Genomic DNA, 25,851 nt, shown 5'->3' with positions numbered 1-25,851 from the left:
CGCGTTTCCGCCCCGCACGAAACGCCAACGAATTCACGCCGCCATGCCTTTGCCTGTGGTGAACTGGATGCTATAGGGGCCAATCCCGTTTCCATTCCAACCCCATGCAGAGGTTTGCATCATGACAAAGATCAAGGTCGCCAATCCGGTCGTCGAGCTCGACGGCGATGAGATGACCCGCATCATCTGGCAGTTCATCAAGGATAAGCTGATCCATCCCTATCTGGATATCGATCTGGAATATTACGACCTCGGCATGGAAAACCGCGACGCTACCGACGACCAGGTGACGATCGACGCGGCGAACGCCATCAAGAAGCATGGCGTCGGCGTCAAGTGCGCGACCATTACCCCGGATGAGGCCCGCGTCGAGGAATTCAAGCTGAAGAAGATGTGGAAGTCGCCGAACGGCACGATCCGCAATATCCTCGGCGGAGTGATCTTCCGCGAGCCGATCATCTGCAAGAACGTGCCGCGCCTCGTTCCGGGCTGGACCAAGCCGATCATCGTCGGCCGTCACGCCTTCGGCGATCAGTACCGCGCCACCGACTTCAAGTTCCCCGGCAAGGGCAAGCTCTACATGAAGTTCGTCGGCGACGACGGCAAGGAAATCGAACACGAGGTCTATGACGCTCCCTCTGCCGGCGTTGCCATGGGCATGTACAACCTTGACGAATCGATCACCGAATTCGCCCGCGCCTCGCTGAACTACGGTATCCAGCGCAAGGTTCCGGTCTACCTTTCGACCAAGAACACCATCCTCAAGGTTTATGACGGCCGCTTCAAGGATATCTTCCAGAAGGTATTCGACGAGGAATTCGCGACAAAGTTCAAGGAACTGAATATCTGGTACGAACACCGCCTGATCGACGACATGGTCGCTTCGGCGCTGAAGTGGTCCGGCGGTTACGTCTGGGCATGCAAGAACTATGATGGCGACGTCCAGTCCGACATCGTCGCACAGGGCTTCGGCTCGCTCGGCCTGATGACCTCCGTTCTCATGACACCCGACGGCAACACGGTCGAAGCCGAAGCCGCCCACGGTACCGTCACCCGCCACTACCGCCAGCACGAGAAGGGCGAGGAAACCTCGACCAACTCGATCGCATCGATCTTCGCCTGGACCCGTGGCCTCGCCCACCGCGCCAAGCTCGACAACAACGCCGAACTGGGCCGGTTCGCCGACACCCTGGAAAAGGTCTGCGTCGACACCGTCGAAGCCGGTTTCATGACCAAGGACCTCGCGCTGCTGATCGGCCCCGACCAGCCCTGGCTCTCGACCACAGGATTCCTTGACAAGATCGACGAGAACCTGCGCAAGGCGATGGCCGCCTGATCTCGGCCACCAAGAGCGACCTTAGGAAACCCGGCCCCGTGCCGGGTTTTTTATTGGAACTTTTTCCGCTTCCGATCGTTCGCGATGTGAACCCTTCTGCGTGCTGCGCACGCCTCACCTCCCAAGAAAAGATCGTGGACAGCTGATAAATGACTGTTTCTACTGAAAAACCCCATTCGCATCTTCCCCGTATCGCCCTCGTATCAACCCACGGATACGTTGCCGCCGAACCGCCGCTTGGTGCCGCCGATACCGGCGGCCAGGTCGTCTACGTCATTGAACTCGCCCGAAAACTGGCGCTGCTCGGCCATGAGGTCGACATCTACACGCGGCGCTTCGAAGACCAGCCGGAATTCGATGAGGTTGATGAGCGCGTGCGCGTGATCCGCATCCCCTGCGGCGGAAGAGAGTTCATTCCGAAGGAATATCTCTACAGGCACCTGATGGAATGGTGTGAAAATGCCGTCCGCTTCATCCGCAGGAACAATTTCACCTATACGCTGATCAACAGCCACTACTGGGACGCCGGCATTGCCGGCCAGCGCATGTCGGAAGCGCTCGGGGTCACCCATATCCACACGCCCCATTCGCTCGGCCTCTGGAAGAAACGCCAGATGGAGACCGACTATCCCGACAAGGCGGATACGTTCGACAAGGAATTCAACTTCTCCGAACGCATCAAGCATGAACTGATTATCTACCGTTCCTGCAGCATGGTGATCGCCACGACGCCGATCCAGGTGGAGGTTCTGGTCAACGACTACAACCTGCCCCGTGACCGGGTACACATGATCCCACCGGGCTACGACGATAATCGCTTCTTCCCCGTTTCCAAGGCGACCCGCGAAATGGCGCGCCAGCGTTTCGGCTTCGAAGGAAAGGTGGTCATGGCGATGGGTCGGCTCGCCACCAACAAGGGCTACGACCTCCTGATCGACGGCTTTTCCGTGCTTGCCGAGCGTGAACCGGAGGCGCGGCTTCATCTGGCCGTCGGCGGCGAAAACCTGGACGAGCACGATGCAGACCTTCTCGCCGAACTGAAAGAGAAAGTGACTACACTGGGCCTGGAGGACAAGGTCGTGTTTTCCGGTTTTGTCACCGAGGAGGATCTGCCGGACTTCTACCGCGCCGCCGATCTCTTCGTGCTGTCGAGCCGCTACGAGCCCTTCGGCATGACGGCGATCGAAGCCATGGCCAGTGGCACGCCGACGATCATCACCATTCATGGCGGGCTGTTTCGAGCGGTCACCTATGGTCGCCATGCGCTGTTTGCCGATCCCTTCGATAAATACGATCTCGGCATCACCATGATGAAACCGCTGAAACACGAACGACTCTATGGCCGCCTGTCGCGCATGGGCGCCCACAAGGCGCGCAGCCTCTTCACCTGGACCGGGATCGCCCAGCAACTGATCGGTGTCGTCGAGGGGCGACCGATGCCGCAGGCTGTGGACGACAACGAATGGGCCGAGCCATGGACGGACGGGGATTGAGGCGCGTGCGGCTGCTCTGCAGCGATATCGACGGCACGCTGGCCGGCGACCGGGCAGCGGAGACGCGGTTTTGCCAGGCATGGCAGAGTCTTCAACCGGAAAACCGGCCGCTCCTTGTCGTCAACAGCGGCCGGCTGATCGAGGATCAAAGAGCGTTCATCGCGACAACGGCCCTTCCACCGCCGGACGTCTATATCGGCGGCGTCGGAACCATGCTGCGCAATGAGAGTGACCCATCCCACGCGCAGCTCTACACCCGCTCCATCGGTGCCGGTTTCGACCGGGCGCTGATTGCCGCAGCACTCGCCGACGTTGCAGATGTCGTCGTCCAGCCGGATGCATATCAGCATGCCCATAAATCAAGCTGGTACCTGCGCGATGCCGACACGGCGACGTTGACAAGCATCGAGGCAAGGCTGGCAGCGGCTGGGATAGAAGCCCGGCTGGTCTATTCCAGCAACCGCGACCTCGACATCCTGCCGGCGGGCGTCGACAAGGGAGCGGCGCTCTCCTGGCTCTGCCGTCAACTTGGTCTTTCTCATGATGATGTCGTCGTTGCCGGCGACACGAACAATGATCGCAGCATGTTCGACCTGCCGGGCGTTCGCGGCATTGTCGTCGGCAATGCCCTTCCGGAATTGCGGGCAATCGCGGACCACAGGCCGGACATCTATCGTGCCAATGGCTCAACGGCGGATGGTGTATTGGAGGGACTGGTGAACTGGGGCGTCTTCAGCGTGTCTTCATCCGGTACGCGCACGTGAATATTTTTGGCGAGCAAGGAAATATCGTAGCCAGTTAACGACATTCGCAGCACCCGGCGCTCGCACCGGTGCTGCGATCCTACTGTTATTTCAGCGGCAGATGGATATCGGTGAGCAGTTCGGTTGGAGCCGCGTCGCGCGGATTGTTGATATATTCCTCGAACATCACCGTATCGCGGACTTCGCGGCCCGATTGCGGCAGCCATTCGCCATAAAGCCATTGATAGGCCATGTGCATGTCGGCATAAGGCCCCTTGTGGCGCAGCACCGCATACTCGCCGCCGTCGAGGTGGCGGTGAACCAGCGGCGCCTCGGCCGGCACATGCTCACCTTCCGTCATGCAGGCAAAGGAGCGCAGCCTTTCTTCCGGCACCAGTTCCGGATCATCGAGATAGACGCCGATCATCTTCATCTCCGGCCGGTAGAGATGACGCGCCTGCAGCGTGCCGCCAAGCGTTTCGAAGGCGCGGCCGATCCCCATATAGGAGCCCTCATGGCTGACGCCGACCAGCTTGCACGGCGCCAGGGTTTTCATTGTCACATCGTACATTTCGCCAAGTCCTTTTTGCGATATCGATTGAAAGACCGTGTGGCTTCCCGGCGGCATGCTGAACACCGATTTGAAAATCCGGTTGAAGGATTGGAGATTGGGATAGCCCGTTCGTCTTGCAATTTCCTCGACAGGAAGGTTGGTGCGCACAAGATCGCCTGCGGCCCGATGAAGCCGCAGCCGCTTGACCGTCACCGCCAGCGTTTCGCCGTGCACCGCCCGGTAGATCCGGTGCCAGCGATGCGGCGACAGGCAGGCGATTTCGGAGAGCCGATCGAGATCGAGCTCCTCGTCCAGGTGACCATGGATATAGGCCGATACGCGATGCAGACGCTGCTCGTAAACCGTCCAGATGCTCTCCCTCATGTCGATCCTCATGCAAGCCGAACAGCGAGACAGAAGCATATCGGCATTTGACAAATCCTGCGAAGTTGGCGCCGCGTGACTTGAGCACCGGAAAAGCAACCGGCCAAAGAAAAACCGGACCTCCCAGCCCGGTTCTCGTCATCGCCATCAACCTGAAGCAGGCTACGCGGCCAGTGCGGCGCCAACGGCCTCGATGGCATCCTTTGCCTTTGCGCCGTCCGGGCCGCCAGCCTGCGCCATGTCGGCGCGGCCGCCGCCGCCCTTGCCGCCGAGCGCAGCGGAGGCGACACGGACCAGATCGACAGCGCTGAAGCGGCCGGTCAGATCGTCGGTGACGGCAACCACGGCGCTCGCCTTGCCATCCGCGGAAACGCCGACAAATGTGACGATGCCGGAGCCGAGGCTCTTCTTGCCATCATCGGCCAGGCTCTTCAGGTCTTTCGGCTCGACTCCAGTCACTATCTTGCCGAGGAATTTGACGCCGGCGATCTCCTGCACCTGATCGGCAGAACCATTGGCGTCACCGCCGCCGAGCGCCAGCTTCTTCTTTGCTTCATTCAGCTCACGCTCCAGCTTGCGGCGCTCGTCCATCAGCGTTTCGACCCGGGTCAAAACGTCGGCGGGCTGCACCTTCAGCGTGGTGGCAAGCGACTTCACCCGCTCGTCCTGCTCGTTGAGATAGGCAAGCGCGGACGCACCGGTCAGCGCCTCCAGGCGGCGGACGCCGGCGCCGACGGCGCTTTCACCGACGATCCGCACCAGGCCGATTTCGCCGGTGGCGCCGACATGGGTGCCGCCGCAGAGTTCGACCGAATAGGGCCGGTTGGCCTTGGAACCATGAATACCCTGCCCCATCGACACGACACGGACCTCATCGCCGTATTTTTCGCCGAACAGTGCCATCGCTCCCTCGGCGATCGCATCATCGACACTCATCAGACGCGTGGTGACCGGCGAGTTCTGCACGATGATCTCGTTCGCCATCTCCTCGACCACCTTCAGCTCGTCGGCCGTCATCGGCTTCGGATGCGAAACGTCGAAGCGCAAGCGCTCGGGCGCGACCAGCGAGCCCTTCTGCGCCACATGCGTGCCGAGCACTTCGCGCAGCGCCTCGTGGAGAAGATGGGTCGCCGAATGGTTGGCGCGCAACCGCGAGCGGCGGGCGTGATCGACGCTGAGCGCAGCGGCGTCGCCGACCTTGACCGTACCCTCCTCCACGACGCAGGAATGCACGAAAAGGCCTTCACCACGCTTCTGCGTGTCGGTAACCGAAAGCTTTGCGCCGTCGGTAGAGATCACGCCGGTATCGCCCATCTGGCCGCCCGATTCGCCGTAGAACGGCGTCTGGTTGAGCACGAGCTGGACCGTCTCGCCCTTGGAGGCCACCTCGATCGCCTTGCCGTCGCGCACGATTGCCTGAACGACGCCTTCGGCGGTCTCGGTATCGTAGCCGAGGAAGTCGGTTGCCCCGAGCCTCTCCTTGAGCTCGTACCAGATGGTCTCCGTTGCCTTGTCGCCGGAGCCGGACCAGGAGGCGCGGGCTTCCGCTTTCTGCCGTTCCATGGCAGCGGAAAACGCATCCGTGTCGACGCCGATGCCGCGAGCGCGCAACGCGTCCTGCGTCAGGTCGAGAGGGAAGCCATAGGTGTCATAGAGCTTGAAGGCGGTTTCGCCGTTCAGCCGGTCGCCTTCCGACAGGTCGGCCGTCGCATCGGCGAGAAGGCCGAGACCGCGCTCCAGCGTCTTGCGGAACCGGGTTTCCTCGAGTTTCAGGGTTTCGGAAATCAGCGCTTCGGCGCGCATCAGCTCCGGATAGGCCCGGCTCATCTGGCTGACCAGCGCCGGCAGGAGCTTCCACATCAAGGGTTCCTTGGCGCCGAGCAGCTGTGCATGGCGCATGGCGCGGCGCATGATGCGGCGAAGCACGTAGCCGCGGCCTTCGTTGGACGGCAGAACGCCATCGGCGATCAGGAAGGCGGTAGAACGCAGATGGTCGGCGATAACGCGGTGACTGGCGCGGCGGTCGCCTTCAGCCTTGACGCCGGTCGCCTCTTCGGACGCCTCGATCAGCGTGCGGAACAGATCGATGTCGTAATTGTCATGCTTGCCCTGCATCAGGGCCGCAACGCGCTCGAGCCCCATGCCAGTGTCGATCGACGGACGCGGAAGATTGACGCGTTCCTCCTTCGTCACCTGCTCATACTGCATGAAGACGAGGTTCCAGATCTCGATGAACCGATCGCCATCCTCATCCTTCGAGCCCGGAGGGCCGCCCCAGATATGATCGCCGTGATCGTAGAAGATTTCCGAGCACGGGCCGCAGGGACCGGTATCTCCCATCGCCCAGAAATTGTCGCTGGTTGGAATGCGGATGATCCGGTCATCGCTGAACCCGGCGATCTTCTTCCAGAGGCCGAAAGCCTCGTCGTCGGTATGATAGACGGTGACCAGCAGGCGCTTGGCGTCGATGCCGAAATCCTTGGTGATCAGGTTCCAGGCAAGCTCGATCGCCCGCTCCTTGAAATAATCGCCGAACGAGAAGTTGCCAAGCATTTCGAAGAAGGTGTGGTGGCGCGCGGTATAGCCGACATTGTCGAGGTCGTTATGCTTGCCGCCGGCGCGCACGCATTTCTGCGCCGTCGCAGCCGTCGAATAGGGCCGCTGCTCGAGGCCGGTGAAGACGTTCTTGAACTGCACCATGCCGGCATTGGTGAACATCAGGGTCGGGTCGTTGCGCGGCACCAGCGGGCTCGACGGCACGACCTCATGGCCGTTCTTCTTGAAGTAGTCGAGGAACGTCGACCGGATTTCATTCACGCCGTTCATAGTGCGCCCTTACCTCTGCATCAGACGTCCGCAGCCGACATGGCCGAACCGCGAACCGGAAAACTCTTGAAAATCGCGGATCGCCGATAGTTGCCGACAATCCTGCTCCCGCCCATTTGGAACACAGGCTTTTATCGTCCGCGCAAACCCCTGTCCAGACGGCAAAAGAAAACCGGCCGCCCTGTCAAGGAGCGGCCGGCGACGTCATCCGGCAAAATCAGGCGATCTTATGCCAGAGCAGCATCGTCACCATCGTCTCCGGCTTCCGGCCCGCCGTTTTCAAGGAATTTTTCAGCGATCAAACCGGCATTCTGGCGGAGCGCGAGCTCAATCTCGCGCGCCGTATCCGGGTTGTCGCGCAGGAAGGACTTGGCGTTCTCGCGGCCCTGGCCGAGACGCTGGCTGTTATAGGAAAACCAGGCGCCCGACTTTTCGACGATGCCGGCCTTGACGCCAAGGTCAACCAGTTCGCCGGTCTTGGAAACACCTTCGCCATACATGATGTCGAACTCGACCTGCTTGAAGGGCGGCGCCATCTTGTTCTTGACAACCTTGACACGGGTCTGGTTGCCGACGACCTCTTCGCGTTCCTTCACCGAGCCGATGCGGCGGATGTCGAGACGGACCGAGGCGTAGAATTTCAGCGCGTTGCCGCCCGTCGTCGTTTCCGGCGAACCGAACATGACGCCGATCTTCATGCGGATCTGGTTGATGAAGATTACCATGCAGTTCGACTTGGAGATCGATGCGGTCAGCTTGCGCAGCGCCTGGCTCATCAGACGCGCCTGAAGACCGGGAAGACTGTCGCCCATCTCGCCTTCGATTTCAGCCCGCGGCGTCAGCGCCGCCACGGAATCGATGACGAGAACGTCGATCGCACCGGAGCGCACCAGCGTGTCGGTGATCTCGAGCGCCTGTTCGCCAGTATCCGGCTGGGAGATCAAAAGGTTTTCCAGATCGACGCCGAGCTTGCGGGCGTAGACTGGATCGAGCGCATGTTCGGCATCGACGAAGGCGCAGATGCCGCCCTTCTTCTGTGCCTCGGCAATGGTCTGCAGTGCGAGCGTGGTCTTGCCCGAGCTTTCCGGCCCGTAGATTTCGACAATGCGCCCCTTGGGCAGCCCGCCAATGCCGAGTGCGATATCGAGACTCAAGGAGCCCGTCGAAACGGTTTCGATCTCGACGATGCTGTCCTTTCCACCGAGCTTCATGATCGATCCCTTGCCGAACGACCGTTCGATCTGGGAGAGTGCCGCTTCAAGTGCCTTGCTTTTATCCACCGATTTGTCCTCTACGAGCCGCAAAGAGTTTTGTGCCATTTGATCCACCTTTAGGTTATGGAAGCCGCTGAGGCAATGAAGCTGCCGATGAAAGCTATGTACACTTTTTGTTCTCGTTTTGCAATAGGCGGCTATATATTTGAATATATTTAATAAAGAGCACGATGTTCCTTTCTTGTTCCAGATTTTTTGGGCGGCAGCAGAAAAGTGGAAGACAAAATGCGGTCAAGAGACCGGCACAACGAATCGGATCACAGGGACACACGGGAAAACGCATGACGGGCAGTAAAGTTTCCATCTTCGGCGGCGCCCATATTGACCGTCGGGGGCGTATCTCCGGCGCGACTGTTGCGGGCGCGAGCAATCCGGGCACCTGGTTCGAAGAGGCCGGAGGCGGCGGCTTCAACGCGGCACGCAATCTGGCGCGACTGGGGCTTAAGGTCCGGATGATCAGCCCGCGCGGCGGCGATGCCGCCGGCGAGACGGTTGCCCAGGCTGCAGCCGCTGCCGGCGTCATCGACAGCCCGTTCATCTTCCTCGACCGCAAGACACCGAGCTACACGGCCATCCTCGAAAACGACGGCAACCTGGTGATCGCGCTTGCCGACATGGATCTCTACCGGCTGTTCTCCCCGCGGCGGCTGCAGCAACGTGCCATGCGGGAGGCCATTTCTTCCAGCGACCTTATCGTCACCGATGCCAATCTGCCGGAAGAAACCCTCGCGAGCCTCATTGAGCGGGCCGCACAGGAAACAAAGCCGCTCGCCGCCATCGCCATTTCACCCGCCAAGGTCGTGCGTCTTGCAAACAGTCTTGCCGGCATCAGCTTCCTGTTCATGAACGAAGCCGAGGCGCGTGCGCTCACGGGCCGTGACGTGACTGAGGCATCAGAGTGGCCTGCCCTGCTCCGGGCCATCGGCCTTTCCGGCGGCGTCATCACCCTTGGCGGCAAGCCGGCGATCGCTTTCCGGCTGGGAGAGGCCGTGACCGTCACCCCACCTGCCCTCGATGCGCTCGGCGATGTGACAGGCGCCGGCGATGCGCTGGCGGCCGGTTTCCTTGCGGCATACCTCGGCGGCGAACCGCTGGATAGCTGCCTGCGTTCCGGTGTCGCGGCTGCCGGCATCACCGTCCGCTCGCCGCTCGCCGTGTCGGAAAAAATGTCGCGCGAGATGCTGAGAGAAGCAATTCGGCTTGTGCCGCCGGCCGAAATCCTGTCATGAACGCGCCTTAAAAAGCCACAAAGGACATGCGATGACCAAGCCGTTTTCACCCCTTCTACCGATGGAATATTCCAACGAAGTCGCGGCCGCCAAAGGACGCGGCGCGCCGATTGTTGCACTGGAATCGACCATCATCACCCACGGCATGCCCTTCCCCGGCAATCTGGACATGGCCCGCAGCGTCGAGGCGATCATCCGCGAGGAAGGCGCAGTACCGGCAACGATCGCCGTCATCGACGGGGTCTTGCACATCGGCCTGGAAGACGCGCAGCTGGAAGCGCTGGCGCAGACCGAAGGCGCGATGAAGCTGTCGCGCGCCGACCTCGCCTTTGCGATTGCCGAACGCCGCACCGGCGCGACCACGGTCGCCGCAACGATGATCGCGGCGGCCCGCGCCGGCATCCGCGTCTTTGCGACCGGCGGCATCGGCGGCGTGCACCGCAAGGCCGAGGAGACATTCGACATTTCCGCCGACCTCGACGAACTGGCCCGCACCAGCGTGATCGTCGTCTCAGCCGGCGCCAAGGCGATCCTCGACATTCCCAAGACGCTCGAGGTGCTGGAAACCCGCGGCGTGCCGGTTGTCACCTACGACAGCGACATCTTCCCGGCCTTCTGGTCGCGCGATTCCGGCCTGAAGAGCCCGCTGATGCTCAACAGCCCGGCGGCGATCGCCAATTTCCAGAAGATGCGCGACCTGCTCGGCGTCGACGGCGGCATGCTGATCGCCAACCCGGTACCCGAGGAAAGCGAAATCCCGCGCGACGAAATGGAAATCTACATCGCCCGCGCGCTCGACAACGCCGAACGCGACGAAATTTCCGGCAAGGCGGTCACGCCCTATCTGCTCGACAGCATCTTCGGGCTGACCGACGGCCGCAGCCTCGAAACCAACATCGCGCTGGTCGAGAACAACGCGCGCCTTGCGGCCGAGATCGCGGTCGCGCTGGAATAAAATTTAACCTCGCGCAGAAAGCGAAGGCCGGCGTGTCCGGCCTTTTTCGGATACGCGGCAGTTTAACAGCAATCAGCTGTCCAGCATCTCGCGCACGGCAACGGCAAGCTGCTTCAGCGAAAACGGCTTCGGCAGGAAGCCGAACTTGGCGTCGGCCGGCAGGTTCTTGGCGAAGGCGTCCTCGGCATAGCCGGAGACGAAGATGAATTTCAGGTCCGGGTAGTTCTTGCGGATTTCCCGAAGCAGCGTTGGCCCGTCCATTTCAGGCATGACGACGTCGGAGACGACGATATCGACCGCGCCGTTCAGTTCCTCCATGATCTCGAGCGCCTCGACCCCCGAGCCGGCTTCGTGCACGGTATAACCACGCGTTTCCAGCATGCGCTTGCCGCCGCGGCGCACCGCTTCCTCGTCCTCCACCAAGAGCACCACGGCCGAGTTGCCGGTGAGGTCCGTCGGCTCCTCCGCCTTGGAGGGCGGCTTCGTTCCAAGCATGGCGGCGGCCGGCACGTCAGCCACCTCGCCTGGCAGGGGCGCTTCCTCGATATAGCGCGGCAGGAGGATGCGGAACGTCGTTCCCTTGCCGACTTCGGATTCGGGATAGATATAGCCACCGGACTGCTTGATGATGCCGTAGACCATCGACAGCCCGAGGCCGGTGCCCTTGCCGACTTCCTTGGTGGTGAAGAAGGGCTCGAAGATCTTGTCGAGAATTTCCGGCGGAATGCCGGTGCCCTGGTCGGACACCTCGACCATCACGTAGTCCTCCTCCGGCAGGTCGCGCCGGTTCAGCGCTGCGACGTCCGCAGCCGGCAGGTTGCGCGTGCGCAGCGTGATCACGCCGCCATCGGGCATGGCATCGCGGGCGTTGACGGCGAGGTTGAGGATGACCTGTTCGAACTGGCCGAGGTCCGTGCGCACCGGCCATAGATCGCGGCCGTAATCGACCTCCAGCTTGACATTGGTACCGGTCATGCGGTCGACCAGCATCCGCAGATCGCCGACGACGTCGGTCATGCTGAGCACCGTTGGCCGCATGGTCTGCTTGCGGGAAAAGGCCAGAAGCTGGCGAACCAGCACCGCGGCGCGGTTGGCGTTCCGCTTGATCTCCATCAGATCGGCAAAGCTCGCGTCGGACGGACGGGCCGAGAGCAGCAGGTGATCCGAGGAGAGGAGGATTGCCGTCAAGACGTTGTTGAAGTCGTGCGCGATGCCGCCTGCCAGCGTGCCGACCGCATTCATCTTTTGCGTCTGCGCCATCTGGGTCTCAAGCGCCTTCTGCTCGGTGATCTCGACCGCGTAGACGATTGCGGCTTCTTCCGGCGCCTGGTCGCTCTGGTCGATGACGGCGTTCACATAAAAGCGGAAATGCCGCGTTTCATCGGTCGGATGCAGCGAATCGATCGGGGCGATATCGCCCTGCCGGTCCTTGGCGGCTTCCAGCGCCTCGCGCAGCTGCGGCCGCTCCGCATCATGCACCACGGCTTCAAGCAATGCCCCGCGCTCCATGTCGTCCTGCGATACGACGGCAGAAAACAGCTTCAGGAAGGGTGCATTGGTTCTCAATATCCGCCCATTGCCATCGACGGAGGCGATCGCCATCGGCGTGTTGTTGAAGAAGCGAGTGAAGCGCATGGCGGCAATCGACGCCGATTGGTCGCTTTCATCGTCATTGGAGCGAGCAAGCACGATCGTGCGGCTTTCGCCCGGCGCACCGTCGCGGGTCGAGGACACGCGGTGGACCATGCGCACCGCAAAACTCTGGCCGTTGGCCTTCTTGAGGTCGAGGTCGAGCGTCTTGGTCTTTTTCAGGCCTGGTTCGGCCTGCACGGATTGGACGAGCGCCAGCCCCTCGCCTGCCACCAGATCGGCGATCGTCATCGATCCCGGCTGGAATTTCGTCAGGTCGAGCCCCAGCCAATCGGCGAGCGTGGCGTTGACGTAAAAGATCTCGCCCTTCTTGCCGGCGGAGAAGAAGCCTGCCGGCGCATGATCGAGATAGTCGATGGCGTTCTGCAACTCCTTGAAGAAGCGCTCCTGATCATCACGTTCGGAGGTGATGTCGGAAATCTGCCAGATGTAGAGCGGGTTGCGATCGCCGTCTTCAAGCGGCAGCACGCGCGCCTTCAGCCGAAACCAGTGCGCACCCGATCCAGCAGTACCGCCGCCCGAGCTTAAAGGCTTCAGCAGACGGAATTCCTCGTGACCGGGCTTGCCCTCGTGCAGGCCGTTGGTCAGCCGGTAGATTGCCTCGGTCGCCTCGCGGTTGCGCGACAGGATGGTTTCCAGCGACTGGATTTCCGTCGCCTTGGTTGCCCCCGTGAGCGCGCCATAGGCGGCATTGGCATAGATAATCCGGCCCTTACGGTCGGTGACAAGTGTACCGTCCTGATGGCCGTCGAGAAAGGCGCGCGCAAGCTCGTCGGGCCGGGATTGCGGCATGACCTCGATGAAGCCGATGACCGAGGATACCAGGAAGAAAATACCGACCATGGCCAGCACGCCGAGAATGCCGAGCACAATCTCATTTTCGAGCTGGTTCTTGAAGATGACGAAGGCAACTGCTGAACCGGTCAGAACGATGGCGAGCAGAATGATCCGCAGCACCGTTCCCGGCCGGCTTCCACGGTCCACAATCGGCATGTGATAGTCACCTGCCTGCCGCAATTTCGTCATAGGGCCCTCGTTTGCAACCGGTGCCGCGCGCCTCCGGAATGAATGCGTGGGTTCGGTTCATCTGCTCCGTTCAACGGCAGCCGGGGCGGAAATGCAATCCGCGCCGGCGGACCGCGAGACACCAAGCAGGAATCATCTTTAACAGCCACGGGGAAGTGCAGAAAGCACTTGCATGAAAGCCATTGGCGTGAATTCACAGGGAATGTCCAGCCTGATGTCGCCAAAGTCCGCAACGGCACTACATCGATGATAAACCAATGAGACTTGGACAAAATGGAACATCGCTTGTCTCGATCAGAAAAAAGCCGTCAAATGGGCGCAAGTCAGGATATCACGAAGGAGGAAGCACATGATCGAAGATATCGTTGGCAACAACGGTACCCGTTTCATCATTGCCGCGGGCGCTGTGGCTCTTGGCCTTTTATGCCTCGTGGCCGTGCTCTGGTTCATCCGCAACCGGCCGTCCTCTCCCTTCATCCGTGGCGGCAAGAACCGCCAGCCGCGGCTCGCCGTGCTCGATGCCGCCGCCGTCGATACGCGCAGGCGCCTGGTTCTGGTCCGCCGGGACGATGTCGAGCATCTGATCATGATCGGCGGCCCGACGGATATCGTCATCGAAAGCCGCATCGTTGCGCAGGCTGCACCACAGGTGGCCGCCGCCTCGCCTCTTCCCGAAACCATCGCCGCGCGCCCCATCGCGGAACGCCGTATGGCGCCGCAGCCTGAAACCCGGACTGCGCCAGTCTCGGCAATGGGTCAGGTTCTCTATGGCGAAAGCACTGACCAAGTCTCAGCGACGACAGTCACAAACGCCCTGGCACGGCCGCAGGCGGACAGCCGCCAGGTGATGCCCGAGAGTAGGGTTGCCCAGCCGCGCCCGCAACCCGTGGCCTCGAATACGACACCAACGGTCGAGACGGCCGGGTCCCCGGAGGACATTCTCGAGGCAGCGAGGACACGCGTGCTGGCCACGAACCAGCCAGCTCCAGCGCAGCGTCCCCTAACGCAGATAACGCCCGTGCCGGGCGCAGTCCTGCCGGCTGCACAGAGCCAGCCGGATACCTCCAGCACCGAATTCGAACGCATCCTCGACGCCCAGATCACAGGTGATCTCGGCAAGCTGACGGCCGACGACGTTCGCGTCGACAATGACCAACGCGCGAACGCGCGCTTGCCCAACCAACCGATCCGCCAGGAACCACGGCTCGGTAGCAGCCTTGCGGGCGGGCGGGCGGAACCGACACTGGAAGACGAAATGAACCGAATGCTGAACGAGATCGCCGTCAACCGGAAGAACTGAGCGACCCCATTGCGTTGGGATGCAAAGACATTCTACAGCGCCGCGCGCCGCGCGTCTTATCAGACGCGCAAAGGTCGCTGTAGCACTTTGAATTGATGCATAAGTTTATCCTTAGATCGAAACGATCCGAGGAATTATGCAGCGCAAACAAAAACGGCGCGAAAATCTCGCGCCGTTTTTAATGGTTCGGGGCGGAAGGTTATTCGTCGCGGTAGACTTTTTCCCGCCGCTCGTGGCGTTCCTGTGCTTCGATCGAGAGAGTGGCGATCGGCCGCGCGTCGAGCCGCTTCAATCCAATCGGCTCGCCCGTCTCCTCACAGTAGCCGTAGGTTCCCTCGTCCAGCCGCTGCAGGGCTGCATCGATCTTGGAGATCAGCTTGCGCTGCCGGTCACGGGCCCGAAGCTCGATGGCCCGGTCAGTTTCCGAAGATGCTCTGTCTGCAAGATCAGGGTGGTTTGCACTTTCTTCGGCGAGGTGCCCGAGCGTTTCACGCGCCTCACGCAGGATGTCGTTTTTCCAGGCGTTCAGCTTTGCTCTAAAGTATGCACGCTGGTTGGTATTCATGAATTCCTCGGTCTCGGACAGGACGAAGGAACTAAGATCGATCTTCTCACTCAACGCGATTCTCCTGAAGAACATCTCATTGCGGCGGTGTATAGCCCCATGCAGGCGCCGTTTCAAGTCTCTGAAAAATAGCACGCCATTTTTCAAGCTTTGCCTAGTCCCGAGGCTAACGGGCTAATATTTCATCAAAATTACAGGTTTGCCATTTTTCGCGAAATTGTCTTACAACCGATAGCCTCCATACATGTCCAAAGTTGCGGGCGCAGGACCAGAAAAATCAGCACTGCCGGATCTCGAGACAGCCAGCGCACAAAAAAAGGGCGCATTATTTCCCATCGCGGTCTGCAGAAGAAGAAAGCGAAGGCGCCCATATTGGCCTCACCGTCCTAAAACCGACAGGTCTGCAGACCGCTGATGCCCGGCCTGTTGAAAAACAAGTCGCCGTGACTTGATCTTTCCGCGAGGCCGGCGGACAAAGTTCGTCTGAAGCCGAGCGATCGACGCTGCTGCCGTCAATCCACTTTCTGGGATCCCGCCTTATGCATGCCCCACCTGCCCCGGGTTTCCGGCTCTACCTTCTCCGACACGCCAAGGCCGGCTGGGCGCTGCCGGGCCAGAAGGATTTTGACAGGACGCTTGACGACACAGGCTTTGCCGAAGCCGAGATCATTGCCGAAATGGCGGCAGATCGCGATTTTGCGCCGGAGCTTATCCTGAGTTCCCCGGCGGTTCGCTGCCGGCAGACGGCAGAGGCTTTCGGGCGCGCAATGGGCAAAGACCTGAAAATCCGTTACAACGATGCGCTTTATACCGGCGCCGAGGATGCCTATCGCGATATTATCATCGGGCAGAGTACCGCCGTCGCGTCGCTGTTGGTCGTCGGCCACAATCCGGTGATCGAGGAAATCCTGCGCGAGGTCCTCGGCGAACAGGCAGCAGCGATCCCCTACGGATATCCGCCAGGCGCGCTTGCGGTGATTGATTTCCGCGAACGTCCGCAGACCGACAGTCTGCCTCCGGGTAAACTCGTGGCCTGGCTTGATCCGGAATGTCACGTCCGCTGAATGCCGCATGGCAACACTTTTTTCGCCCGCCAAGGCGTCCTATATCGCAAACGATCAAGCTGGCCCGAGGCCATGATATAACGCGTTCCGAGGCCCGAAATTTTGCCATCACTCCTGACCCGCTTTTCCAATGATGCCCGCCTTGCACTCGATACTTTGACAGATCGCGCGTCCGGTTTCGTCCATCCGACGCTGCGGCTCGGCGTGACCGGGCTTTCGCGCGCCGGCAAGACGGTATTCATCTCGTCCCTTGTTCACAATCTCCTGAATGGTGGCCGCCTGCCGGTATTCGAAGCGGTTCGCTCCGGGCGCGTCTCGAAGATAAGGCTGGAACCACAGCCGGACGACGCAGTGCCGCGCTTTCAGTACGAGGATCACATTTCAGCGCTTGTCCGCGACCGGACCTGGCCGGATTCGACGCGGGCGATCTCGCAATTGCGCATCACGCTCGACTACGAAAGCGCCAGCGGTTGGAACCGGATGTTCTCCCCTGGCCGGCTCTCCATCGACATCGTCGACTATCCGGGCGAATGGCTCCTCGATCTGCCGCTGCTGACACAGGATTTTCGCGCCTTCAGCGACAAGACGGTCGAGCGCGCGAAGACCGGCGTCCGCGCCGGGCTCTCCACGGATTGGCTTTCACTCGCCAGATCGCTTGATATCACTATGCCCGCTGTAGAATCGGACGCGCAGCGGCTTGCGGTAGCCTTCACACGCTACCTGCGGGCCTGCAAATCCGACGAACGTTCCCCGTCAACGCTGCCGCCGGGCCGCTTCCTCATGCCCGGAGACCTCGAAGGCTCCCCGGCGCTGACTTTCTCACCACTCGCCAACCTGCCCGATGGCCGCGCGCCAAAAGGCTCGCTCTGGGCGATGATGGAGCGGCGTTATGAGGCTTACAAGACCCATGTGGTCAAGCCGTTCTTCCGCGAACACTTTGCCCGGCTCGACCGGCAGATCGTCCTGATCGATGCGCTGCAGGCGATCAATCGCGGACCGGAATCGCTGCTCGACCTTGAAGGCGCTTTGGCCGACGTTCTTGCCAGTTTCCGGCCGGGCACCAATTCCTTCTTGTCGTCGTTCCTCACCAAACGCATCGACAAGGTGCTGATCGCCGCCACCAAGGCCGATCATCTGCACCACGAGAGCCATAATCGCCTGGAGCAGATCGCCGCCCGGCTGGTGCAGCGCGCCATCGACCGTATCGGCGTGAGTGGTGCAGGGCTCGAAGTCATGGCCATAGCCTCCGTCCGCGCGACGCGCGAGGCGACGGTCAATCACGACGGCCATACCTTGCCGGTTATCGTTGGCACCCCGATCGCCGGCGAGACAATCAACGGCGAAACCTTTGACGGAGAGCGGAAAACAGCCATATTTACCGGTGACTTACCGGAGAATCCTGATTCACTTTTTCAGGACCTTGAATCAAAACCGGAGAAGAGCCTGGTCCCTGACCTGCGTTTCGTGCGTTTCCGGCCGCCGCATATCGAGGAAACCGGCGGTGGGCTGAAACTGTCGGTGCCGCACATCAGGCTCGACCGGGCAATGCAGTTTTTGTTCGGAGATCGACTGGCATGAGCGATACGCCAAAAACACCGAAGCGGAAGCCGGCCGTTTTTACGGTCGAAGGCGAACCATCGACGACGGCAGCACGCAGCGATCCCGTGCGCCGCTCGCCTGCCAGTTTCGACGAAAACATCGTCATGACACCCGATACCGACGACCCGTTCCTTGCAACCACCACGGCTCTACCCGCGCCCGCCGAGGCGATCCCGCGCAAGCGCCGCTTCTCCTTCGGCAAACTCGCATTTGGCGCCTTCGGCGTTCTGGTTTCCCTGGCCGTCGGGCTGTGGATCGATAGCCTGGTGCGCGATCTCTTCAGCCGTGCCGATTGGCTCGGCTATCTTGCAATCGCCGTCGTCACCATCGGCCTGCTCGCTTTCGTCGTGGTTGTCGCCCGCGAGCTGGCAGGCATCATGCGGCTGAACGCCGTCCAGGCGCTGAAACAGGAGGCCATCGACGCGAGCCTTGCGCCAACGCCAAAGCCGGCCCGCAAGGTAATGGCCCATCTCGTGCATCTCGTTGCCGCCAAGCCGCAGACAGCGCGCGGACGCCTGCGCCTCAAGGAAACCGAAACCGAGATCATCGACGGCCCGCATCTGCTTGACCTTGCCGAGCGGGAACTGCTGACGCCGCTCGATCGCCAAGCCCGGGCGCTTATTCTCAACGCCTCGAAGCGAGTCTCCATCGTCACTGCCGTCAGCCCCCGCGCACTCGTCGATCTCGGCTACGTTATCTACGAATCCGCCCGGCTGATCCGGGCGATGGCCGATCTCTACGGCGGGCGGCCGGGCACGTTCGGCCTGCTGCGGCTCATGCGCGACGTCGTCGCCCACCTCGCCGTCACCGGCTCCATCGCCGTCGGGGACAGCCTGATCCAGCAGGTGCTCGGCCATGGTCTTGCCTCTAAACTGTCGGCCCGGCTCGGCGAAGGCGTCATCAACGGCCTGATGACCGCCCGCATCGGCATCGCCGCGATGGATCTTTGCCGGCCGATGCCGTTTCGCGCCCTGAAACGCCCCGGCATCGGCGATTTCATCGGCGATCTGGCACCGGGCGCATCAAGATCGAAAGCCTCCGACGAAATCGCCGGCTAGATGCCGGCATACCATTCGTAGCCGAGATCCTCCCAGAAGCCGCCCTTGCCGCTACCGAATGGCGTAAGCGTCGAGACCAGTTCGATACCCCTAACGTATTTCGCCATCTTGTAGCCGAGTTGCCGCTCGATGCGCACCCGCAGCGGCGCGCCGTTGGCAACGCGCAGCGCCTCGTCGTTGCAGCCATAGGCGAGGATGGTCTGCGGATGGCGCGCGTCGATAAGGTCGATCGATTCGTAATAGCGCACGGCGCCGGACCCGCCGAGGTCCATGCTGTCGTAACAATGGAAGACGACGAAGCGCACTTCCGGCTTCAGCTTGGCTTCGTCGAGGATAGTTGCGAGCGGCACGCCGGTCCATTTGGCGATACAGCTCCAGCCCTCGACACAGTCGTGCCGGGTGATCTGCGTGCGGGCCGGCATGTTGCGCAGTTCATCGAGGCTGAAACTCAGCGGCTTTTCGACCAGCCCGCCAACCGTCAGCCGATAATCGGCGAATGCCTTCGCCTTCAACGCCAGATAGTCCGCGTCGGTCGGGTCGGTCGAACCGTTCGGCCGCTGCCCCTGGCGCACCTCGCTCGCCGAGAATTCCGGCGCCAGCGCGTCGGCATCGATCAGCATGCGCTGGACGCGGTAGGTCAGGCTGTTTGCCGAAGCCAGGACATCCCGCACGGGGCTCTGGCTGGATAGGAGGCCGTCAAACGCATCACAACCGGACAACGGGATGGTCGAGGCCGCCGCCCCGGCAACAGTGAGGAACCTGCGGCGATTGATGCTGAACCCGCTCATGCCGTGTGCTCCTTCTTCTTTTCGGGGTCGGTGCGATACCAGCCGGTGATGATCGAGCGCATCTCGTTCAGCGGACCGGCTGCAATGACCATGAAGATGTGTATCAGGAAGAAGGCCACCAGCAGAGCCATACAGACGAAGTGGATCGTGCGCGCCGTCTGCCGTCCGGCGAAAACGTCGAGCAGCCAAGGCCAGGCGGCGTTCATGCCCGGCGACATGGTAATGCCCGTCAGGATGATCAGCGGGAAGATGACGAGCAGGATGCCGGCATAGGCGAGCTTCTGCAGGACATTGTAGCGGCCATCATGATGAAAGCGGAATCGCAGATGATCGGAAAGGCTTTTCGGCAGGCTCTTGATATCCGCGACGGATGGAAGAATGTCGCGCCTGAGGTGGCCGCTGATCAGGCTCGCGACGAACCAGGTGAGGAAAGCCGCCACGAAGAACCAGGCAAAGAAGAAATGGATGACCCGCCCGGTCGACAGATCCTGGTAGGATGGCAGCGTCGCCCAGGCCGGGAACCCACGGTAGGACGGATTGTCCTGCGGCCCGCTCATCCCGAAAACACCGGTCGTCTTGTAGCTCTGTCCGAAGATCGTGGTGTAGCCATCGACCTTGCCGTCGGCGGTCTGCATGGCGCGCATGGACAGGACGCTGTTGTCGAACTCGAAACCCGATTGCTTGCCGATATAGAGTTCCGGATGGGCATTGAAGATCTGCAACCCGCTCAGCAGCAGGAAGAACAGCGCAATCGCCCAGGTCCAGTGCGTAATGCGTGTGGCAATCCGGTGTCGGTAGATCACCCTGCCCTTGCCACCTTGATGCGTTAAACGCGATTGGGTATCGTCGACGATGGTCATGGCAAGCCTCCTTACTGCATAATTCCTTAGATCGTATTCGATCTAAGGATAAAATTATGCAGCAATTCAAAATGCTACAGCGACCTTTGCGCGTCTGATAAGACGCGCGGCGCTGTATATGCGCAACTACGTAGCAAACTCTGGTTCGGTTTCAACGCAACTCCACTCACCCGCGCACACATCGCAGTGATGCGCGCGTGAAGCCCAGGATTTCCAATGATTTCAGTCGCCAGCGAAAGTCCGCATGAAACATTTCGTGAGCCTCAAAACCGGCCTTCCAGAGGGCCGGAGCAACACTCCATTAACCATTTAAGTGCAAATGTAGCCTTACATTCCTGACACTGACCATCAAGGATCGTTTATGTTTTCGCGCCCATCTTTGATCGCTCGCGGCATTGCCGTAGCCTCGCTTGCCGCCCTCGCAGCCTCTCCGGCACTCTCGGGCGGCAACGACAAGGCGTTTTTTGAGCAGGTTTCCGGCCAGTGGAAAGGCCCGGGCGAGATCGTGGCGGGAAAATACAAGGGCACGAAATTCACCTGCGACCTGACCGGTGAGGCGAACGAAAGCGCAGCCGGCATCAAGCTTGACGGTTTCTGCCGCGTCGGGGTCTTCAAGCAGCCGATGTCCGCCGTCATCACCCAAGCCGGCAAGAGCTATAACGGCAAATTCCTCGATGGCGCCGATGGCAAGGGCCTTGACATCGTTTCCGGCAATGTCGGCAAGGACAAGGTCGTCGTCGGTATCAACCGCAAGAAGCTGAACGGCGCCATGATCGCCCGCCTGCAGGGCGACTCGAAGCTCAACATCACTATTTCCGTGAAGGTCGAGGACACCATGGTGCCGGTGATCGGCGTCAGCCTCAACCGCCAGCTCGACACCGTTGCCGTCGGTTCGATCAAGAAATAACGGTTGCGACGTTTTCCAAAAGAGCCGGCTCGTCCGGCTCTTTTGCGTTTCAGACGGCTGATTCCGGAGCGCGTTGCCGCCACCAGTCATCTCGCGGATCAGCCACTTCGATGCCGGAGACATCGGCATCCTTGAGCCATTCCGCCACCGATTTTCCGGCAACAATGAGATCGGGAGCGAAATCGGCGAGCGGTTTCAACACGAAACCCCGTTCAGTCATGCGCGGATGCGGTATTTCCAGCGCCTGGGAATGCTGGCTGAGACTGTCATAGGTGAGCACGTCGATGTCGATCGTGCGCGGGCCCCAGCGCTCCAGCCGCTCCCGTTTCATCTGGCGCTCGATCGACAGGCAGGCGTCGAGCAGATCGTCGGGCAAGAGCGAGGTTTCAACCGCAGCGCAGGCATTGAAAAACCAGGCCTGATCCGTCTTGCCCCAGGGCGGCGTCCGGTAGAGTTTCGAGACATGCGTCACCGCGCAGTCTGGCCGCGTATCGAGAAGCACAAGCGCCCGCGCCATCGAGACCGCCGGATCGCCGATATTGCCGCCGAGGCCGAGTGTCGCCAGATGAGTCGGCATCTCAGGAAAAATGCTCAACCGTGACTTCGACATGGTCGAGGACACCGGGAACCGGCGCGTTCGGCTTGCGGATCGATATCTTCGCGCGGCGAATCTGTGGAAAGACTGAACAGAGCGTGGTGGCAACCTCAAGCGCCAAGGCCTCGATCAGATAACGCCGGCGGCCGGTGATGATCTTCTCGATCTCGGTGAAGGCGACACCGTAATGCACTGTATCATCGATCGAATCCTCGATGAGTGCCGTTCCCTGCTCGACATCCAGTTCAGCATCGACGAAAAAACGCTGCCCCAGAAATTCCTCTTCGTCGTGAACGCCATGGCGCGCGAAGAAGGCGCAATTCTTGAGGGTGATCGTGTAGATCGCTGTCATGGCTGATTTTCCATCCCGAGTTTATTTGGCCCGTATTTTTTTGGCCCGTGTTTCTTCTGCGCCTGTCTTTTAGCCGCCAGCATAGCATCCGCCACCAGAAGCGCATCCCTGTTGATTGCGACATCGTGTACCCGGAAAACCGCAGCGCCCGCCATTCTGAGCAATGCTGTCGTGGCTGCCGTGCCGACATCCCGCTCCTGCGCTTCGCGGCCGGTGATGGCCCCGATGAAGCGCTTGCGCGACGTGCCTGCCAGAAGCGGCAGCCGGAACCCCCGCAGTTCACTGAAACGCGTCATCAGTTCAACGTTCTCGTCAGTGTCCTTGGCAAAACCGAAGCCCGGATCGAGCACGATCCGGTCGCGCTCGACGCCGGCGGCCGCCGCTATTTCCAGGGAGCGCTCGAGAAAATGATACTGATCAAGCACCACGTCGGCGAGTTTCTCGCGGTCGCGGCCGGTATGCATGATGCAGAGCCCTGCCCCGGTCGCCGCAGCGACATTCGCAAGTTCCGGCTCGCGCTGCAGGCCGTGTACGTCGTTGACGATATGCGCGCCGGCGGCAACCGCCAGCCGCGCGGTCTCGGCCCTGTAGGTATCGACGGACAAGATCGCATCCGTCCGTTCGGCAAGCGCCGCAATGACCGGAAGCACCCGCGCCTGCTCTTCCTCCGCCGTGACTTCGGCAGCACCCGGCCTGGTCGACTCGCCGCCGATATCGAGGATTGCGGCGCCCTGGTCGAGACAGCGCAGCGCCTGGGACACCGCAGCTTCCGTATCGTCATAGGCGCCACCGTCCGAAAACGAATCCGGCGTCACGTTGATGATCGCCATGAGCAGCCCGGTCGGGCCGAGTGTCAGACTCCGCCCGTGGGCGAGCTTCCACTCGAGGGGATCGAAAGGATCATCCATGCCGGTTTTCACTCCCTCTTGCCGGCCCTCCTGCCGGCCTGTGGCCTCAGCGGAGGACGTTGACCACGAATGCAGGCCGATTGTGTCACATCTTGCAGCAAATGCTCGGATTACTCTGCGTTTTCCGCTTGTCCGCGATGCTCGTTATTTGCTGTTGCGCTCCGGCTGGCTATGCCCCAAGCTCTAGGGAAGTTCAACAGCCGAGACCTGTAAACCCATGACGACTGGCCGCATTTCCTTCGCCGCGTTTCTGATTTTGAGCATCGTCGCGGGCCACTCCTCGTCAGCACGCGGTGACACGGTGGTGAGCAAGAGCATCACCTATTTCTCGGTGGGCGGCCGCACGGCTGAGGAGCTCGACAAGGCACTGTCCGAGCGGGGACCGATGATGAACAAGACCGGCGCGCGCCATCCCGGCGCCACAAAGATCAGGTTCGGCGGCACGGTCACCTATGTGAAGGACGGCAATCGCTGCGCTGTCGGCAGCGCCAAGGTGACGCTCAGCACCAAGCTGATCCTGCCGCGCTGGAAAAACCGCAGCACCGCGAACCGCGATCTGGCGCTGGTCTGGGACACGTTGGCAAGCGATATCAAACGCCATGAGGAGCGCCACGCCGAGATCGCCCGCAACCATGCCCGCAAGCTGGAAAAGGATTTCCTCGCCTTGAGACCCGAAGCCGATTGCGAGCGCATGCAGGCGCGCGTTGCCCGGTTGAGCGAAACGGCGATCCAGCAGCATGACCGCGACCAGGCCCGCTTCGACCGCACGGAAGCGGCGAATTTCGACCGCCGCATGATCAGGCTGCTCCAGTTCCGACTCGATGGCTTGACGAAGGCCAGGCGCTAGCCGTCCCGAAGCGCTGCAGACGCGTCAGGGCAAGAAGCACGAATCACCCGCTTCCGCAAAACTTGCAACGTCAACAGAATATCACTGGTGATTTTTCGCCATACAACAGTATGGACGAATCAGATATAGTGTAAGCATTGAGTGAGGAACAGGAAAATGGACCGCCTTCACTCCCAGTCCGGGTCGGCATACATTCATGCACTTTGAACCGGAAGTATTGTTTTGCGCTTGACTGTCGTGGTCTGGTGATGTTCGACCGACCGGTTCAAGGCGCATGTGGCGTTCTCCTGGCGTGTCTGAAGCAGCAGACGTTCCCTCCCTCGTCTGCATGCGATGCGCCCCCCTAGCCCCGCTTGTCGATCACGACGGTGGGGCTTTTTCTTGGCTGTCCTGAAACGGTCGCGCAAAGATCAGGCCTGGCGCTCGGGAACATGAACCACGAGCCCGTCCAGGCCGTCACTCATCTTGATCTGGCAGGAGAGCCGTGACGTCGGTTTCACATCATAGGCGAAATCGAGCATGTCCTCTTCCATCGCCTCGGGAGCGCCAACCGTCGCCGACCATTCCTCATCCACATAGACATGACACGTCGCACAGGCACAGGCACCGCCACATTCGGCTTCGATACCGGGAACCGAATTGCGCACGGCATTTTCCATGACGGTCGAGCCATTTTGAACGTCAAAGTCATACTGCGTGCCGTCGAAGGCGATAATGGTGAGTTTAGGCATTTGGTTTTCCGGATGCTGGCGTTGTATCGGTACCGCAGGAACAATCACGCCGCCCCTCATAACAGAGGCGGCGGCGGAATGCGGCAAATTCGTGCGATTTCTTCCAACAATTCGCATCGCCAGTCAACACGAAGGGATGCATCCGGCTTTCGGCCGCGACGCTTCGTCACTGCGGGCCGCACAGGCCAGCAACTCTCAAACAGCGTTGCTTTTAGCGGCAGAGCTTCAGGATGAACAGTTCGGCCTCGATCACCGCAGCGCTCAACGCTGCAAGATGGACCGCCTGCTCTGGCTCGGTCTCAACTGCGCCGGCCGCCTCGGCAACACCGAAAGCCCCAACGGCAAGCGCAGCACCCTTGAGGCGATGCGCAGACGCGACGGTGACGGCCGCATCGGCGGACGACAATTCCTTCATCAGCTGCCGCGTCTGGCGCGCAAACAACTGCAGCACTTCGATTTCCAGGAGCTTGTCGCCCATCGTCTGCGTCGCAAGGTGAACCAGATCGATCGGCCGCGACTTCGAGGGACATGCCCCGGCGAGATTGTCGGGTGCCTCGAACGCGATCTTGAGTGCCGCCATATGCCAATATCCTTATTCTGTTTTCTTCTGACGCAACCGGCCCGTCACCGCTCACGTCCTGTCTTTTTAGTGCCCGTCCATGACGCCGGATTTGCCTCCGGTTTGTCTGGAAGTGCTTGACCCGTCAGGCTATTATGAGGCCCGAAGACGGTGCGGGCGTTACCCTCTCGATGCTCAGTCCGGCTGTCATTTTGCTCATTTCATGAGCCTATTAGGCCGGATCGGCGC

At 61.0% G+C, this 25,851-nt stretch carries 23 protein-coding genes; 11 read left to right on the top strand and 12 right to left on the bottom strand.

Annotation, left to right across the window (positions count from 1 at the left end):
- The first annotated feature begins 121 nt into the window (after nt 1-121).
- The 3 genes from ACSQ2Z_RS10495 to ACSQ2Z_RS10485 all read left to right on the top strand — a co-directional run bounded on the left by ACSQ2Z_RS10495 (nt 122) and on the right by ACSQ2Z_RS10485 (nt 3,593).
- A complete protein-coding gene (locus tag ACSQ2Z_RS10495; RefSeq protein ID WP_436081147.1) occupies nt 122-1,336 on the top strand; it encodes an NADP-dependent isocitrate dehydrogenase in 1,215 nt (404 codons plus the stop codon).
- A gap of 149 nt (nt 1,337-1,485) precedes the next feature.
- Nucleotides 1,486-2,829, top strand: coding sequence for a glycosyltransferase family 4 protein (locus tag ACSQ2Z_RS10490; protein ID WP_436081146.1), 1,344 nt, complete (start codon nt 1,486-1,488; stop codon nt 2,827-2,829).
- Complete coding sequence (locus tag ACSQ2Z_RS10485; RefSeq protein ID WP_436081145.1) at nt 2,799-3,593, top strand: HAD-IIB family hydrolase; 795 nt, start codon at nt 2,799-2,801, stop codon at nt 3,591-3,593. The genes ACSQ2Z_RS10490 and ACSQ2Z_RS10485 overlap by 31 nt, the downstream gene beginning before the upstream one ends.
- 85 nt (nt 3,594-3,678) lie before the next feature.
- Here the strand turns inward: ACSQ2Z_RS10485 and ACSQ2Z_RS10480 are convergent, their stop codons facing one another.
- The 3 genes from ACSQ2Z_RS10480 to recA form a co-directional block, all read right to left on the bottom strand.
- Nucleotides 3,679-4,509, bottom strand: coding sequence for an AraC family transcriptional regulator (locus ACSQ2Z_RS10480; protein WP_436081144.1), 831 nt, complete (start codon nt 4,507-4,509; stop codon nt 3,679-3,681).
- A gap of 162 nt (nt 4,510-4,671) precedes the next feature.
- The gene (alaS, locus tag ACSQ2Z_RS10475) at nt 4,672-7,335 is read right to left on the bottom strand and encodes an alanine--tRNA ligase (protein WP_436081143.1); all 2,664 of its coding nucleotides are present in this window, start codon (nt 7,333-7,335) and stop codon (nt 4,672-4,674) included.
- 227 nt (nt 7,336-7,562) lie between these two features.
- Nucleotides 7,563-8,654 (bottom strand): recombinase RecA, encoded by a 1,092-nt coding sequence (recA, locus tag ACSQ2Z_RS10470; protein WP_436081142.1) that lies wholly within the window; start codon nt 8,652-8,654, stop codon nt 7,563-7,565.
- Between the two features lie 236 nt (nt 8,655-8,890).
- Here recA and ACSQ2Z_RS10465 point away from each other — a divergent pair, with 236 nt between their 5' ends.
- Nucleotides 8,891-9,838: a carbohydrate kinase family protein gene (locus ACSQ2Z_RS10465; RefSeq protein WP_436081141.1), complete on the top strand. Its 948-nt coding sequence runs from the start codon at nt 8,891-8,893 to the stop codon at nt 9,836-9,838.
- Nucleotides 9,839-9,869: 31 nt separating this feature from the next.
- Nucleotides 9,870-10,793, top strand: a complete 924-nt coding sequence (locus ACSQ2Z_RS10460; RefSeq protein WP_436081140.1) for a pseudouridine-5'-phosphate glycosidase — start codon at nt 9,870-9,872, stop codon at nt 10,791-10,793.
- Between the two features lie 72 nt (nt 10,794-10,865).
- Here the strand turns inward: ACSQ2Z_RS10460 and cckA are convergent, their stop codons facing one another.
- Entirely contained in the window at nt 10,866-13,436 is a 2,571-nt protein-coding gene (gene cckA / locus ACSQ2Z_RS10455; protein ID WP_436083048.1) for a cell cycle histidine kinase CckA, read from the bottom strand.
- 382 nt (nt 13,437-13,818) lie between these two features.
- Between cckA and ACSQ2Z_RS10450 the strand changes: the two genes are divergently transcribed.
- The gene (locus tag ACSQ2Z_RS10450) at nt 13,819-14,769 is read left to right on the top strand and encodes a flagellar biosynthetic protein FliO (protein ID WP_436081139.1); all 951 of its coding nucleotides are present in this window, start codon (nt 13,819-13,821) and stop codon (nt 14,767-14,769) included.
- Nucleotides 14,770-14,968: 199 nt separating this feature from the next.
- On the opposite strand, the gene dksA is transcribed toward ACSQ2Z_RS10450, so the two are convergent.
- Nucleotides 14,969-15,388: an RNA polymerase-binding protein DksA gene (gene dksA, locus ACSQ2Z_RS10445; RefSeq protein ID WP_018324683.1), complete on the bottom strand. Its 420-nt coding sequence runs from the start codon at nt 15,386-15,388 to the stop codon at nt 14,969-14,971.
- A 485-nt stretch (nt 15,389-15,873) separates the two neighbouring features.
- Between dksA and ACSQ2Z_RS10440 the strand changes: the two genes are divergently transcribed.
- From ACSQ2Z_RS10440 to ACSQ2Z_RS10430, 3 genes are all read left to right on the top strand, one after another.
- Nucleotides 15,874-16,398, top strand: a complete 525-nt coding sequence (locus ACSQ2Z_RS10440; RefSeq protein ID WP_436081138.1) for a SixA phosphatase family protein — start codon at nt 15,874-15,876, stop codon at nt 16,396-16,398.
- Between the two features lie 102 nt (nt 16,399-16,500).
- Complete coding sequence (locus tag ACSQ2Z_RS10435) at nt 16,501-17,976, top strand: YcjX family protein (protein WP_436081137.1); 1,476 nt, start codon at nt 16,501-16,503, stop codon at nt 17,974-17,976.
- The gene (locus ACSQ2Z_RS10430; protein WP_436081136.1) at nt 17,973-19,055 is read left to right on the top strand and encodes a YcjF family protein; all 1,083 of its coding nucleotides are present in this window, start codon (nt 17,973-17,975) and stop codon (nt 19,053-19,055) included. The genes ACSQ2Z_RS10435 and ACSQ2Z_RS10430 overlap by 4 nt, the downstream gene beginning before the upstream one ends.
- Here the strand turns inward: ACSQ2Z_RS10430 and ACSQ2Z_RS10425 are convergent.
- Nucleotides 19,052-19,843, bottom strand: coding sequence for a molybdopterin-binding protein (locus ACSQ2Z_RS10425; RefSeq protein WP_436081135.1), 792 nt, complete (start codon nt 19,841-19,843; stop codon nt 19,052-19,054). The genes ACSQ2Z_RS10430 and ACSQ2Z_RS10425 overlap by 4 nt on opposite strands.
- Nucleotides 19,840-20,703, bottom strand: a complete 864-nt coding sequence (locus tag ACSQ2Z_RS10420) for a cytochrome b/b6 domain-containing protein (RefSeq protein WP_436081134.1) — start codon at nt 20,701-20,703, stop codon at nt 19,840-19,842. Before ACSQ2Z_RS10420 ends, ACSQ2Z_RS10425 begins: the two co-directional genes overlap by 4 nt.
- Before the next feature lie 361 nt (nt 20,704-21,064).
- On the opposite strand from ACSQ2Z_RS10420, the gene ACSQ2Z_RS10415 reads away from it, so the two are divergent.
- Nucleotides 21,065-21,610 carry a hypothetical protein gene (locus tag ACSQ2Z_RS10415; RefSeq protein ID WP_436081133.1) on the top strand — a complete coding sequence of 182 codons (546 nt, stop codon included), beginning with the start codon at nt 21,065-21,067 and terminating at the stop codon, nt 21,608-21,610.
- Nucleotides 21,611-21,659: 49 nt separating this feature from the next.
- On the opposite strand, the gene folK is transcribed toward ACSQ2Z_RS10415, so the two are convergent.
- The 3 genes from folK to folP are packed head-to-tail and all read right to left on the bottom strand — an operon-like array spanning nt 21,660 to nt 23,465.
- Entirely contained in the window at nt 21,660-22,187 is a 528-nt protein-coding gene (gene folK, locus ACSQ2Z_RS10410) for a 2-amino-4-hydroxy-6-hydroxymethyldihydropteridine diphosphokinase (RefSeq protein WP_436083047.1), read from the bottom strand.
- 1 nt (nt 22,188) lies between these two features.
- Nucleotides 22,189-22,557, bottom strand: coding sequence for a dihydroneopterin aldolase (gene folB, locus ACSQ2Z_RS10405; protein WP_436081132.1), 369 nt, complete (start codon nt 22,555-22,557; stop codon nt 22,189-22,191).
- Nucleotides 22,554-23,465 carry a dihydropteroate synthase gene (gene folP / locus ACSQ2Z_RS10400; RefSeq protein ID WP_436081131.1) on the bottom strand — a complete coding sequence of 304 codons (912 nt, stop codon included), beginning with the start codon at nt 23,463-23,465 and terminating at the stop codon, nt 22,554-22,556. Before folP ends, folB begins: the two co-directional genes overlap by 4 nt.
- Before the next feature lie 217 nt (nt 23,466-23,682).
- Here folP and ACSQ2Z_RS10395 point away from each other — a divergent pair, with 217 nt between their 5' ends.
- Nucleotides 23,683-24,312 carry a DUF922 domain-containing Zn-dependent protease gene (locus ACSQ2Z_RS10395; RefSeq protein ID WP_436081130.1) on the top strand — a complete coding sequence of 210 codons (630 nt, stop codon included), beginning with the start codon at nt 23,683-23,685 and terminating at the stop codon, nt 24,310-24,312.
- Nucleotides 24,313-24,722: 410 nt separating this feature from the next.
- Here ACSQ2Z_RS10395 and ACSQ2Z_RS10390 read toward each other — a convergent pair whose 3' ends face one another.
- Both ACSQ2Z_RS10390 and ACSQ2Z_RS10385 read right to left on the bottom strand, forming a co-directional pair.
- Nucleotides 24,723-25,043: a 2Fe-2S iron-sulfur cluster-binding protein gene (locus ACSQ2Z_RS10390; protein ID WP_112846812.1), complete on the bottom strand. Its 321-nt coding sequence runs from the start codon at nt 25,041-25,043 to the stop codon at nt 24,723-24,725.
- 211 nt (nt 25,044-25,254) lie between these two features.
- On the bottom strand, nt 25,255-25,623 hold the full coding sequence (locus ACSQ2Z_RS10385) for an Hpt domain-containing protein (protein ID WP_436081129.1): 369 nt from the start codon (nt 25,621-25,623) through the stop codon (nt 25,255-25,257).
- Between the last annotated feature and the right edge of the window lie 228 nt (nt 25,624-25,851).

Source organism: Pararhizobium sp. LjRoot235 (assembly GCF_964254145.1).
GTDB lineage: Bacteria > Pseudomonadota > Alphaproteobacteria > Rhizobiales > Rhizobiaceae > Pararhizobium.
The sequence above is the reverse complement of the archived record's forward strand: the minus strand, read 5'-3'. Positions and strand labels throughout refer to the sequence as shown.